General features: G+C 74.9%; 6 protein-coding genes. 4 read left to right on the forward strand and 2 right to left on the reverse strand.

What is annotated here, in order from left to right; genetic code table 11:
• Positions 1–114 precede the first annotated feature (114 nt).
• The 4 genes from Dsi01nite_RS48435 to rfbH all read left to right on the forward strand — a co-directional run bounded on the left by Dsi01nite_RS48435 (position 115) and on the right by rfbH (position 11,592).
• Entirely contained in the window at positions 115–7,674 is a 7,560-nt protein-coding gene (locus Dsi01nite_RS48435; protein WP_203853267.1) for a non-ribosomal peptide synthetase, read from the forward strand.
• A 1-nt stretch (position 7,675) separates the two neighbouring features.
• Entirely contained in the window at positions 7,676–9,046 is a 1,371-nt protein-coding gene (locus tag Dsi01nite_RS48440) for an MFS transporter (protein WP_203853268.1), read from the forward strand.
• Between the two features lie 181 nt (positions 9,047–9,227).
• Positions 9,228–10,289 carry an NAD-dependent epimerase/dehydratase family protein gene (locus Dsi01nite_RS48445; RefSeq protein ID WP_203853269.1) on the forward strand — a complete coding sequence of 354 codons (1,062 nt, stop codon included), beginning with the start codon at positions 9,228–9,230 and terminating at the stop codon, positions 10,287–10,289.
• Complete coding sequence (gene rfbH, locus Dsi01nite_RS48450; RefSeq protein WP_203853270.1) at positions 10,282–11,592, forward strand: lipopolysaccharide biosynthesis protein RfbH; 1,311 nt, start codon at positions 10,282–10,284, stop codon at positions 11,590–11,592. Before Dsi01nite_RS48445 ends, rfbH begins: the two co-directional genes overlap by 8 nt.
• A 161-nt stretch (positions 11,593–11,753) precedes the next feature.
• On the opposite strand, the gene Dsi01nite_RS48455 is transcribed toward rfbH, so the two are convergent.
• Positions 11,754–12,575 carry an NAD-dependent epimerase/dehydratase family protein gene (locus Dsi01nite_RS48455; protein ID WP_345006188.1) on the reverse strand — a complete coding sequence of 274 codons (822 nt, stop codon included), beginning with the start codon at positions 12,573–12,575 and terminating at the stop codon, positions 11,754–11,756.
• A gap of 9 nt (positions 12,576–12,584) precedes the next feature.
• Complete coding sequence (gene mqnC / locus Dsi01nite_RS48460) at positions 12,585–13,790, reverse strand: cyclic dehypoxanthinyl futalosine synthase (protein WP_203853272.1); 1,206 nt, start codon at positions 13,788–13,790, stop codon at positions 12,585–12,587.
• Positions 13,791–13,803 lie beyond the last annotated feature (13 nt).

Below are 13,803 nucleotides of genomic sequence, written 5' to 3' on the forward strand. Positions count from 1 at the left end.
ACTTCACCGGTCCCCGGCGATTGCCCGCCGCTCTTAACAAACTCCCTAGTCCCCGTCGTGTTGCCTGTCACCAGACGCGGCGTGACGACGCCCGCGCGCGACGGAGGGACCCCGATGAGCACCAGCATCAGCCCGGAGCGCCTGCCAACGGACGTGCGCACCCTGGTGGAGCAACGGCTGGCGCGGCTCATCGGCGGTCCGCCGGCGCCGACGATCACGCCCGGCACTGGGCCCCGGCCGGTGTCCCCCGCACAGCAGCGCCTGCTGTTCCTGGAGCAGCTGCACCCCGGCACCGCGACCTACCACGTGATCTTCACCTTGCGCATCGACGGCCCCCTGGACGCGGACGCCCTGGAGCGGTCGTTACGCGGCGTCGAGCAGCGGCACGAGATCCTGCGCACGACCTACCGGCGCACGGACACCGGCCACGAGCAGCTGACCGGCCCCGTCGGCCTGCGGCTGCGGCGGCTGGAGCTGCCCGGCGCCGGCGACGAGCAACTGGACGAGCTGACCCGCGAGGAGTACCGCCGCCCGTTCGACCTCGGCGAGGGACCGGTGTGGCGGGCCGTGCTCGCCCGCACCGGTCCCGACCGGCACCACCTGGTGCTCAGCCTGCACCACATCGCGTTCGACGGCTGGTCCGTCGACGTCCTCGCCCGCGAGCTGTCCATGGGCTACGCCGCCGCGCTCGGCACCGGCCCCGCACCGGCCGCGGCCCCGATCCAGTACGCCGACTACGCCGCCTGGCAGGTGCGCCGCCTCACCGACGGCGGCTTCGACGGGCAGCTGGCCTACTGGACCGGGCAGCTCGCCGACGCCGCCCAGCGCCTCGAGCTGCCGTCGCCGGGCCCCGGACCGGCCGGCGCCACCGGCGGCGGGCGGCTGAAGGCCAGGGTCGGCGCCGACGTCACCGCCGCCGTCCGGGCCGTCGCCCGCGCGCACGGCGCCACCCCCCACACGGTGCTGCTGGCGGCGCTGCACGCGCTGCTGCACCGGTACAGCGGCCAGCGCGACATCCTCGTCGGCACCCCCGTCGCCAACCGGGTCCTGCCGGAGGTGGAGCCGCTCATCGGACTGTTCGTCAACACCGTCGTGGTCCGCGCCGACGTCGAGCCGCACCTGCCGTTCGCGGCGCTGCTGGGGCGGATCCGCGACGCGGCCACCGCCGCGCAGGCGCATCAGGACGTGCCGTTCGAGCGGGTGGTCGCGGCGCTGCCGCTGGCCCGTGACACCGACACGACCCCGCTGTTCCAGGTGGTGTTCGACTGGAACAGCTCCGCCGCCCGCACCGGCACCACGGTGCGCCTCGGCGCGGCCCGGATGACGCTCGTCGAGCGGTTCCGGCCCGACACCGCCAAGTTCGACCTCACCGTCGCCGTCAGCGAGCACGCCGACGCCCTCGAGGTCGACCTCGAGTACCGCCGCGACATCTGGGACGAGCCGGCCGCCGGCCGCGCCCTGCAGCACTACCTGACCCTGCTCGCCGCCGCCGTCACCGACCCGCGGGTGCCCGTCGGCCGGCTACCGCTGCTGGAGGAGGCCGAGCGGGCGCTGGTGGCCGGGGGCTGGCAGGGCCCGGTCCAGGTGCACATCGACCGGCCCGACCTCACCGCCCGGATCGCCGCCCGCCGCGACAGCGACGCGGTCGCGCTCGTGCAGAGCGGCCGGCAGGTCACCTACCGGGAGCTGATGGCCCGCGTCGACCGGCTCGCCGCCCACCTGCGCGCCGCCGGGGCCGCCCCCGACCGGCCCGTCGGGGTGCTGCTGCACCGCGGCATCGACCTGGTCGTCGCGATCGTCGCGATCGTGCGGTCCGGCGCGCCGTACCTGCCGCTGGACCCCGACCACCCGGCCGACCGCACCGTCACCGTCGTCCAGGACGCCGGCGCGGCCCTCGTCGTCACCGACGCGGCCCTCGCCGGGGTCCTCGCCGGCACCGGCGCCGCGGCCGTGCGCGTGGACACCGACCGCGACCTGATCGCGGCCCGCCCGGAGCGGTGCCCGGACCCGGACATCCTGGGCGAGCACCTCGCCTACGTCTTCTACACGTCGGGCTCCACCGGCCGGCCCAAGGGCGTCATGGTCACCCACCGCGCCGCCCACAACCAGGTGCACTGGCAGGTCGACCGGTTCGGACTCGGCCCCGGCGCCACCGTGCTGTTCAAGACCAACGTCACCTTCGACGACTCGGTGGTGGAGGTCTTCGCCGCGCTGAGCAGCGGCGCCCGGCTGGTCATCGCCGAGCCCGGCGGCCACCGCGACCCGGCCTACCTGCGCTCGCTGCTCGCCGCCGAGCGGGTCACCTACGTGCGGTTCGTGCCGACGATGCTCGCGGCGCTGCTGGCGTACGGCGGGGACACCCCGCTGCCCGCGCTGCGGGTCGTGAAGAGCGCCGGCGAGGCGCTCAGCCCCGAGCTGCGGGGCCGGTTCCTCACCTCGCTCGGCGCGGAGCTCTACAACGCCTACGGCCCGACCGAGACCGCCGTCAACGTCACCGCCGACCGGTGCCGCCTGGACGGCGACCCGCGGGTGCCGATCGGCGCCGCCACCACCAACGTGCGCTGCTACGTGCTCGACCCCGACCTGCAGCTGCAGCCCGTCGGCGTGCCCGGCGAGCTGTGCATCGGCGGGGTCCAGCTGGCACGCGGCTACCTCGGCCGGCCCGATCTGACCGCCGACCGGTTCGTGCCCGACCCCTACGGCCCGCCCGGCAGCCGGCTCTACCGCACCGGCGACCTCGTGCGGTGGCGCGACGACGGCCGCATCGACTTCCTCGGCCGGGTCGACCGGCAGGTGAAGCTGCGCGGCTTCCGGGTCGAGCTCGGCGAGATCGAGTCGGTGCTCACGGCCCGGGTCCGGCATGCCGCCGTCGTCGCCCGCGACGACCGCCTCTACGCCTACGTGACCCCCGGCGACACCTTCACCGACCCCGCGGAGCTGCAGGCGTGGCTGCGCTCGCGGCTGCCGGAGTACATGGTGCCGGCCGCGATCATGGTGCTGCCGGCCCTGCCGCAGCTGTCCAGCGGCAAGGTCGACTACCGGCAGCTGCCGCCCCCGCCGGACGTGGAGCCGGACCGGGCCGGGTACGCAGCCCCCGAGGGCGCCGAGGAGGAGACCCTCGCGGCGCTGTGGGCGGAGGTCCTCGGCGTCGACCGGGTCGGCCGCGACGACGACTTCTTCGCCCTCGGCGGGCACTCGATCCTCGCCGTGCAGCTGCTGTCGCGGGTGCAGCGGGCCCTCGGCGTCGACGTGCCGCTGAAATGGGCGTTCGACGCGCCCACCCCAGCCCGGTTCGCCGAGCTGCTGGCGCTCGCCCCGCCGCCGGCCGGGCCGGCGCTGCCCGAGGTCCCGGCCGCGACCGGCCCGGTGCCGGAGCTGTCCGCCGCCGAGGCCGGCCTGTGGCTCGTCGACCAGCTCCACCCGGCCGACCCGTCCTACGTGGTCCCGGTCGTCAGCCGGCTGCGCGGCGCCGTGGACCCCGGCGCCCTCGTGGCGGCGCTGACCGCGCTGCCGCAGCGGCACGACGCGCTGCGCACGACGTTCGCGGCGGGCGGCGGCACCCCCCGCCGGGTCGTCGCCGACCACCTCGACCTGACCGTGCACCGCCACGACCTGCGCCCCGAGCCGGAGCGGGACGCCGCGCTGGAGAAGATCGTCGGCGAGGTCACCGGCATCGGGTTCGGCCTCGCCGTCGCGCCGCTCATGCGGGCCGCGCTCGTCACCGTCGCTGACGACGAGCACGTCCTGGCGCTCGCGTTCCACCACGCCGTCGTCGACGCCTGGTCGCTGAACGTCCTGCACGACGACCTCGTCACCCTCTACGGGGCCGCTGCCGCGGGCCGCCCGCTGCCGCCGCCGCCGGCCCGCCGCACCGCCGCGGACTACGCGCGCTGGCAGCAGGCACTCGCCGGCGGCGACCGGCTCGACGCCGAGCTCGCATACTGGCGGACCCGCCTGCTGGACCCGCCCGCCGGCCCGGACCTGCCCGCCGACCGGCCCCGGCCGGTGCGCCCGGACCCGGCCGGCTCGGCGCACCGCTTCGCCGTCCCCGGCCCGGTCGCGGCGGCGCTGCGGGACCTCGCCGCCGCCGAGGGCGCCACACCCTTCATGGTGCTGCTCGCCGCGTACGTGACCCTGCTGCACCGCTGGACCGGCAGCGACGACGTGGTCCTGGCGATGCCGGTCGCCGACCGGGCCCGGCCCGAGCTCGAGCACGTCGTCGGGATGCTGCTCAACACCGTGCTGCTGCGGGTCCGGGTGACCGGCGCGGCCACGTTCCGCGGCCTGGTCCGCGACGTGCGGACCGCGGTCGTCGAGGCCTACGAGCACCGGCAGCTGCCCTTCGCCCGCCTGGTCGAGGCGCTGCGCCTGGACGCGGTGGCCCTCACCCGGTACACCGTCACCATCGACCAGGCGCCGGCCGTCGCGGCCCTCGCCGGCGGGGTCACGCTGCACCCGGAGCAGTTCGTCCCGTCGGCGGCCAAGGCCGAGCTCAACCTGTCCTTCACCGACGGCCCCGACGGGCTCGAGGGGTCGCTGGTGTACCAGACGGCCCGCTTCGACGCCGACCGCATCGACCGCACCGCCGGGCACCTGCTGACGCTGCTGTCCGGTGCCGTCGCCGCCCCCGACACGCCGCTGCGGCGCCTCGACCTGCTCGACGAGGCGCAGCGGGAGGCGCTCACCGGCGACGACCCCGCGGACCGGCCGTCGCCGACCTGCCTGCACACGCTCGTCGACGACGAGATCATCCGCCGCCCCGACGCCGTCGCGGTCCTCGCCCCGGCCCCCGTCACGTACCGTGAGCTCGGCGAACGGGCCGGCGCCCTGGCCGGACGGCTGCGCAGCGGCGGGGTGCGGGCCGGTCACGTCATCGGCATCGCCCTGCCCCGCGGCGTCGACCAGGTCGTCGCGGTCCTCGCGGTGCTGCGCACCGGCGCCGCGTACGTCGCGCTCGACCTGCGCCACCCCGAGGCCCGCCGGGACGCGGTCCTGCGCGACAGCGGCGCGCACAGCCTCATCGGCGACGGTCTCGCCGTGCGCCGGATCGACCCGGCTGCCCCCGCCCTGATCGGCGACGGCCGGCCGAGACCCCGGTCGGTGGCCTACCTCGCCTACACCTCCGGCTCGACCGGGACCCCGAAGGGCGTCCGCACCCCGCACGCCGCCGCCGCCGGATACCTCACCGACTACCTGCTGCCGACGTTCCGCCTCGGTCACGCGGACACCGTCCTGCAGCTGCCGGCGCTCGCCTTCGACGCGTCCGTCCGCGACCTCATCGGGCCCCTGGCCGCCGGCGCCCGCGTCGTGCTGCTCGCCGACGAGCAGGCCACCGACGCGGCCGCCATCCTCGACGTGATCGACCGCGAGGGCGTCACCTGCCTGCTCAGCGTCGTGCCGACCCTGCTGCGGTCGCTGCTCGCGGAGGCCGCGACCCGGCCGGGCACCGGCGACCGGCTGCGGCTGGTCCTCACCGCCGGGGAGGTCCTGGACCGGCACGACGCCGGCCGGGCCCGGATCCTGTTCGCGGGGCGGCCCGCCGTGGTCAACCAGTACGGGCCGACCGAGGCCACCATGACGACCACCTGGCACCCCGTGGACGCCGCTGCCGACGAGCACGGCGGCGCCCCGATCGGCCGGCCCGCCCCCGGTGCCCGGGTGTGGCTCGTCGACCGGGCCGGCGACCTCGCCGCCACCGGCGTGCCCGGCGAGGTGTGGATCGGCGGCGACCGGCTCGCCGAGGGCTACCACGGGCTGCCGGCGCTGACCGCGGCCCAGTTCGTGCCGGACCCGTTCTCCGGGGTGCGGGGCGCCCGCGCGTACCGCACCGGCGACACCGCCGTCCGCGACGCCGACGGTGTGCTGCACTTCGTCGGCCGCGACGACGACCAGGTGAAGATCCGCGGCATCCGGGTCGAGCCCGGCGAGGTGGAGGCGGTCCTGCGCGGGCTGCCGGGCGTCGCCGAGGCCGCCGTCGTGGTCACCGGCTCCCCCGCCCGGCTGGCCGCGTACGTCGCACCCGCCGGCGTCGACGCCGTCGCGGTGCGCTCGGCGCTGCGCGACCTGCTGCCGGAGCACCTGGTGCCCGCGACGCTGCACGCCATGGCGGCGCTGCCGCGCACCACCAACCAGAAGGTCGACCGCAAGGCCCTCGCCGCGGTGCCGCTGCCCGGGCCCGTCGCGGACCCACCGCGGACCGGCACCGAGCGCCGGGTCGCCGCCGTGTTCCAGGAGGTGCTGCGCACGGAACTGCCGGACGCCGGGCCGCTCGGGCGCGACGACGACTTCTTCGCCCTCGGCGGGCACTCGCTGCTCGCCGCCCGCCTCGCCGCCGCCCTGCAGGCGGCGTTCGGCCGGGCCGTACCCCTGCGGGCCGTCTTCGACCTGCGCACCGTGGCAGCGATCGCGGCCATCATCTCCACATTGGACCCCCCAGCGTCCACAGTGCAGGTTGCCGGCAGCGACCGGCCGACCCCCGCGCAGGCGGCCATGGTGCGGCACCGGGCGGCCGGCGCCGCGTACCACATCGGGTTCGCCGCCTGGCTCGACGGCACCCTCGACGTCGTCGCCCTCGCACGGGCCGTCGACGCCGTCGTGGCCCGGCACCCCGCGCTGCGCACCAGATTCCCGCAGGACGGCGCACGTGCGGTCGTCGAGCAGGTCCTGGCCGCCGAGGTCACAGTCCGCGACGCCGGCAGCGACGCCGACGCCGCCGCCCTCGCCTCGGATGACCTGCGCCGCCCGTTCGACCTCGGCGCCGGCCCCCTGGTCCGGGCCACCGTCGCCGGCAGCGGACCCGACCGGCACCTGTTCTCGTTCGCCGTGCACCACGCCGTCGCCGACGGGTGGTCGCTCAGCGTCATCCAGCGCGACCTCGCCGCCTACTACACCCACCTCACCGGTGGGGTCCGGCCGGTGCTGCCCGCGGTCACCGGGTTCGCCGCCCCCGCCGCGACCGGCGACCTCGCCTTCTGGGACCGGCTGCTGCGCGACATCCCCGTCGACGTCGCCGCCTCCCCCGACCGGGCCCGCACCGCGACGTGGGACCTGGCCGGCGCCACCCACCGCTTCACGCTGCCCGCCGAGCTGTCCACGGCGGTCCGGGCGGCGGCCGAGGCGACCGGCGCGACCACGTTCATGGTGCTGCTCGCCGCCGTGCAGGTGTGGCTCGCGCGGCAGAGCGGCGCCGAGCGCTTCCTCGTCGCGGTGCCCGTCGCCAACCGGCCCACCGCGGCGCAGGACGAGGTCGGCCCGTTCGCCAACGTCGTCCCGGTCCCCGCCGACGTCACCGGCGCACCCACGTTCCGGGATCTCGTCGGTCGCGTGCGCGGCACGATGCTCGGCGTCTGGGAGCACCAGGAGACCCCGTTCGAGGTCCTCGCCGACCGGCACGACCCCGCCGCGCGCGACGGCTCCCGGCCGCCGCTGTGCCGGTTCATGTTCGCGATGCAGAACCTGCCGCCCGGCGCGGACGCCCTCGGCGGCCTGCGGGCGGCGCACGCCGACGTGGACCGCGGCACCTGCCGCTACGACCTGCACCTGCGCTGCCGGGAGACACCCGAAGGCATCAGCGGCTGGGTCGAGTACAGCACCGCACTGTATGACGCCGCGACCGTGCAGCGCCGCGTCGCCGAACTGTTCGAGCTGCTCACCGAGTTGACGGAAGGCCTCTGACATGCGGCTGTTCCACATCCTCTGGGCCGGTCAGGCCGTCTCCCTCATCGGCTCGTCGGTGACCGCCTTCGGCGCCGGCATCTGGGTCTACGACCAGACCGGCTCACCGACGGCGTTCACGCTCATGGTCCTCGCCGCGACGCTGCCGGGGATCGTGCTGCTCCCGCTCGCCGGCGCCCTCGTCGACCGCTGGGACCGCCGCCGGGCGATGCTGCTCAGCGACGCCGGCACCGCCACGGTCACGCTGCTGGCCCTGGCCCTGGTCAGCGCCGGGCTCTTCGCGGTCTGGCAGGTGTACGTCGTGGCGGTGCTGCTCTCGGTCTTCAAGGCCATCCAGTGGCCGGCGTTCTCCGCGCTCGTCGGCGAGATCGTGCCGCGCGAGCACCTGAGCAAGGCCAACGGCCGGGTCGGGCTCGCCGAGGCCGTCGGCGAGGTGCTCGGCGCCGTCATCGCCGGCAGCCTCTACGGCGTGCTCGGCCTGCGCGGGCTGCTGCTGGTCGACGTGCTCACGTTCACTGCCGCGCTCGGCACGATGCTGTGGTCGCTGCGCCGGATGCCGCCCGCACCCGCCCGGGACCGCGACCGCTCGGCGCCGCTGACCGGCGAGCTCAGCGCCGGGTGGCGCTACATCCGGGCCCGGCCCGGCCTGTCGGGCCTGCTGCTGTTCTTCGCCGTCAACAACTTCGGCATGCAGTGGGTGATCGTGCTGGTGCCGCCGCTGGTGCTGAGCCTGTCCGGGCCGACCGCCTACGGCATCGTCGAGGCCGTCGGCTGGGCCGGCATGGTCATCGGCGGCGCCGTCATCAGCGTCACCCGCGAGCCGCGCCACCGCGTCCGGGCAATCCTCACCGTCGCCGCCGTGCAGGCGCTGCTGGTCGTCGCGATGGGCGCCGGGCACGCGGTGTGGACGGCGGCGGCGGGCATGTTCGGCATCCTCGCCGGCTATGCCGTGACCAACGCGGTCACCGCGACGCTGTGGCAGCGCAAGACACCGCAGGAGGTGCAGGGCCGGGTGTTCGCGGTCCGGCGGATGATCGCCTGGTCCGCGCAGCCGCTCGCGTACGCGACCGCCGGCCCACTGGCGCAGTTCGTGGCGACGCCGCTGGTCAACCCAGGCGGCCCCCTGGCCGGGTCCCTCGGCCAGGTCACCGGGGGCGGCACCGCGGGCGGGATCGCGCTGGTCTTCCTCGCCGCGGCGCCGCTGCTGCTCGGCATCGTCGTGTTCACCGCGCTGCGCCCGCGCGTGCGCCTGCTGGAGCAGGAACTGCCCGACGCCCCGGCCCCCGCCGCCCCGACCCCTGCTTCCCCGCCGGCCGCCGACCTGACGCCCGCCGTGACGCCGGGCGCGGCGCCGCAGCCGACGTCGGTGTGAGGCGGCGATGCCCCCGCAAACAGGTCCGAGTCCGGGGAAACCCCCAGACTTGATTTGCATGCGTCGCCGATCCGCCGCGCCTGCCGCACGATGGCAGCACGGTGGCGGCCGACGGCCCGGCCACGGAGCCGTCGCGGTCGACGCGGCCACCGGGGCCACCGGGGTCGCTGAGGAGGCCGTCATGCACACGACCGGACCGACCCGGGATCCGGCGCCGCACGTGGTGGTGTTCGGTGCGACCGGATTCGTCGGGCGCAACATCACCATGACGATGCTGGACGCCGGCTGGCGGGTCACCGCCGCCGTCCGCGACGCCGCAGCCGGCGCGCGGCTCGACCCACGCTGCACGATCCTGCTGATCGATCCCGTCCGCGACCGCCCCGAGGAGCTCACCGCGGCGCTCGCGGGCGCGGCGCCGCACACCGTCGTCAACGCCGCCGGCGCGCTGTGGGGGGCCGCCGCGGCCGACGAGCGGCAGCTGCTCAACGGCAACGTGCTGCTCGTCGAGCGGCTCGTGGAGGCCGTCGCCGAACTGCCCCCGCGCGCCGCCGGCGGCCGGGTCCGGCTGGTGCACATCGGCTCCGGGTACGAGTACGGCGAACAACCTCCCGGCACGCCCCTGACCGAGGACCTCGCCGCGCGTCCCGTCAGCCGCTACGCGCAGACGAAGCTCGCCGGGACCCGTACCGTGGCAGCAGCCGCCGAAGCGGGCCGCCTCGACGCTGTCGTGCTGCGCATCTCCACCGCCGTCGGCCCGTGGGCTCCCCCGGAAGGGCTGCTCGGCGGCATCGCCCGGAAGCTCGCCGCGGACCCGGCGGACGTCGAACTGCCACCGCTGGCCGGATCACGGGACGTCGTCGACGTCCGCGACGTCGGCGACGCCGTCCTGCGCGCCGCCGAGGCCACCGCGGTGCCGGCCGTCGTCAACATCGGCGGGGGGCGGCTCACCGCCGTCACCGACCTCGTGGACCTGCTGCTGCGGTGCGCCGGAGGCACCGCACGACCGATCGGCCAGACCGCGCCCGGCGCACGCCGCGACGCGGGTGTCACAGCTGCTCCCCTCGACCTCGGCATCGCCCGGCGCGCCCTGTGCTGGGAGCCGACCCGCCCGCTCGCTGAGGCGGTCGCCGCACTGTGGCTGCAGGCCCGGGCAGACGGACCGGCGCTCCAGCCGGCCGGCACCGGTGGCGCGGCCGCCGCCCAACGAAGCTCTGCAGCGAATGGAGAACTCTCGCATGGCTGACGACGTCAAGCAGCTCATCCTCGAGCAGACCCGCAAACTCCACCGCGACCGGGCGGCGGCCGAGCAGGGGTTCGTGCCGGGTGTCACGCCGATCATGCCGTCCGGCGCGGTCCTCGACGAGGACGACCGCGCCGCGCTGGTGGAGCAGGCGCTGGAGATGCGCATCGCGTCGGGGGCGACGGCGCTGCGCTTCGAGCGGCTCTTCGCCAAGGCGATCGGCGTGCGCAAGGCCCACCTGACGAACTCCGGCTCCTCGGCCAACCTCCTCGCGGTCGCGTCCCTGACCGCCCCGGAGCTCGGCGACAAGCGGCTGCGCCCCGGCGACGAGGTGATCACGGTGGCGGCGAGCTTCCCGACGACCGTCAACCCGCTGCTGCAGCACGGCCTCATGCCGGTCTTCGTCGATGTCGACCTCGGCACCTACAACACCACGGTCGAGCGGGTCGAGGCGGCGCTGACGCCGAAGACCCGCATGATCATGATGGCGCACACGATGGGCAACCCGTTTCCCGTCGCGGAGATCCGGCAGCTGTGCAAGGACCGCGGGCTGTTCCTCGTCGAGGACAACTGCGACGCGGTGCTGTCCACCTACCAGGGCAGGATCACCGGCACGTTCGGCGACTACTCGACGGTCAGCTTCTACCCGGCGCACCACCTCACCATGGGCGAGGGCGGCTGCATCCTGTCCGACAGCCTGGAGCTGGCGCGCATCACCGAGTCGATGCGGGACTGGGGCCGGGACTGCTGGTGCGAGCCGGGGCAGGACAACAAATGCCTCAAGCGGTTCGACTACCAGATGGGCGACCTGCCGTACGGCTACGACCACAAGTACATCTTCTCCCATGTCGGCTACAACCTGAAGGCCACCGACATCCAGGCGGCGCTGGGCCTGACCCAGCTCACCAAGCTCGAGGACTTCGTCGCCGCCCGCCGCCGCAACTGGCGGCGCCTGCGCGACGGCCTGGACGGCACGCCGGGCCTGCTGCTGCCGGAGGCGACGCCGGGCAGCGACCCGAGCTGGTTCGGCTTCGTCATCACCCTCACGGCGGACGCCGGCTTCGAGCGGCGCGCGCTGGTCGACTTCCTGCAGTCCCGCAACATCGGCACGCGCCTGCTGTTCGCCGGCAACCTGGCCCGGCAGCCCGCCTACCGCAACGAGCCCTACCGCGTCAGCGGCAGCCTCGAGAACAGCGACATCATCACCGAGCGCACCTTCTGGATCGGCGTCTTCCCCGGCGTCACCGCCGAGATGATCGACTACATGACCTCCTCGATCCGCGAGTTCGCGGAGCGCCGCCACTGACCCTGTGCCGCCCGTCCGCGCGGTGACCGGGCCGGCCCACCGGCCTGGTCGCCGACGGCGGGCACGCGATCGTGGACGACGGCAACCGGAGGACCGCAAAGACGCCTGCGGGCCGGCACCCCTTCCCGGGGCCGGCCCGCAGGCTGGTGGAAAAGCGTGGTTCAGCGCGTCGGCGCCGGCACCGCCCGGTCGAGGTACCGGTCCAGCAGCAGGTCCAGGTAGCCCGCGTCGCCGACCGGGGTCACCGTGCCGAAGTCCGGCACGAGCGTCCGCAGCCGCTCCAGGGACACCTCGGTCCGCGAGAACGGCCCCGACAGGTACACCCGGTCGGGTGCGACGCCGAGCCGGGCCGCCACCCCGTCGACGATCTCCTCGACCGGCAGCGGCCGGCCGGAGGCGACGTTGACGACCACGTCGCCGGCGTCCGACAGGAGCAGGCCGTCGATGGCGTGCATCAGGTCGCGGGCGTCCAGCAGGTCGCGGTGCGCCCCGCGGTACACGGTGACGGTGCCGCTGCCGACCTGCCGCACGATCGCCGGCAGCAGCTGATGCGGCCGCTGGTGCGGGCCGACCACATGGCTGAGCCGCAGCACGACATGGCGCACCCCGGACGCCCGCACACAGGCCTCCAGGGCGAGCTTGTGCCGTCCGTACGCCGACGGCGGGAACAGCGGGCCGTCCTCCCTCGCCGGGACGTCGGTGTGGCCGTACATCGCGAACGACGCGGTCGAGAAGTACAGCAGCGTCAGGTCCTGCGCCGCGCACTTGTGCAGGGCGGCGTAGAGCGACTCGGCCTCCCGGTCGAACTCGGCCGGGTCCGTGACGGACGTGCTGGACACACCCGCCGCCAGCGCCGTCACCTCCGGGAACCGGTCGCCGAACGCCGTGGCGAGGTTCTTCGCCAGGAACCCGTTGCCGATGATCTGCATGTCATCCTCCCGACCGGGTCGGCGCCGGCGGGTCGCCGGCGCCGCGACAGCCACCCGCGCGGCTCATCCGACCGGTGTCACCTTCAACAGCCGCTGGGGCGCCACCGCGCCGATACCGCCGCCCTCGACCGCGGTCGAGGACAGGTGCGATACCACCCGGTCGTCGGCGGGGTCGTCGGCCGGGTCCTCGAGCACCCGCAGGTGCTCGTACGTGGTGCTGCGCTGGGCGGGCACCCGGCCCGACGCGCGGATCAGGTGGATCATCTCCAGCAGGTTGGAGCGGTGCTTCGCACCGGCGGAGGAGACCACGTTCTCCTCCAGCATGACGGAGCCGAGGTCGTCGGCGCCGTAGTGCAGGGACAGCTGGCCGATCTCCTTGCCGGTGGTCAGCCACGAGCCCTGGATGTGCGCGACGTTGTCGAAGAACAGCCGGGCGATCGCGATCATCCGCAGGTACTCCAGCGACGTCGCCTGCGTCTGGCCCTTCAGCTTGTTGTTCTCCGGCTGGTACGTGTACGGGATGAACGCCCGGAACCCGCCGGTGCGGTCCTGCACGTCGCGGACCATCCGCAGGTGCTCGATGCGCTCCTCGTTGGTCTCGCCGGTGCCCATGAGCATCGTGCAGGTCGACTCGACGCCCAGGCCGTGCGCGATCTCCATGATCTCCAGCCAGCGTTCGCCGCTCTCCTTCAGCGGGGCGATCGCCGTGCGAGCCCGCTCGGGCAGCAGCTCCGCGCCGGCACCGGCGAACGAGTCGAGACCGGCGGCCTTGATCCGCTGGATCGCCTCCTCCGGGGTCACCCCGGACACCTTCGCCATGTGCTGCACCTCGGACGCGCCGAGGGAGTGGATGACCAGCGACGGGTAGGCGTCCTTGATGGCCTTGAACATGCCCTCGTAGTACTCGACGCCGTAGTCCGGGTGGTGACCGCCCTGGAACATGATCTGCGTCCCGCCGAGCTCGACGGTCTCCGCGCAGCGGCGCAGGATGTCGGTGAGGTCGCGCTCCCACGTCTTGTCGCTCTTCGGCGCGGCGTAGAAGGCGCAGAACTTGCACGCCGTGACGCAGACGTTGGTGTAGTTGATGTTGCGTTCGATGATGTACGTCGCGATGTGCTCGGCGCCGGCGTACCGGCGGCGGCGGACCGTGTCAGCCGCGGCGCCGAGGGCGTGCAGCGGCGCCGAACGGTACAGGTCCAGCGCCTCCTCGGGAGTGATGCGTTCGCCTGCGGCGGCTCGGTCGAGCACCGCGCTGGCAGATCGGGGCATGTCAGAGCCTTTC

Source organism: Dactylosporangium siamense, assembly GCF_016862795.1.
Taxonomy (GTDB): domain Bacteria; phylum Actinomycetota; class Actinomycetes; order Mycobacteriales; family Micromonosporaceae; genus Dactylosporangium; species Dactylosporangium siamense.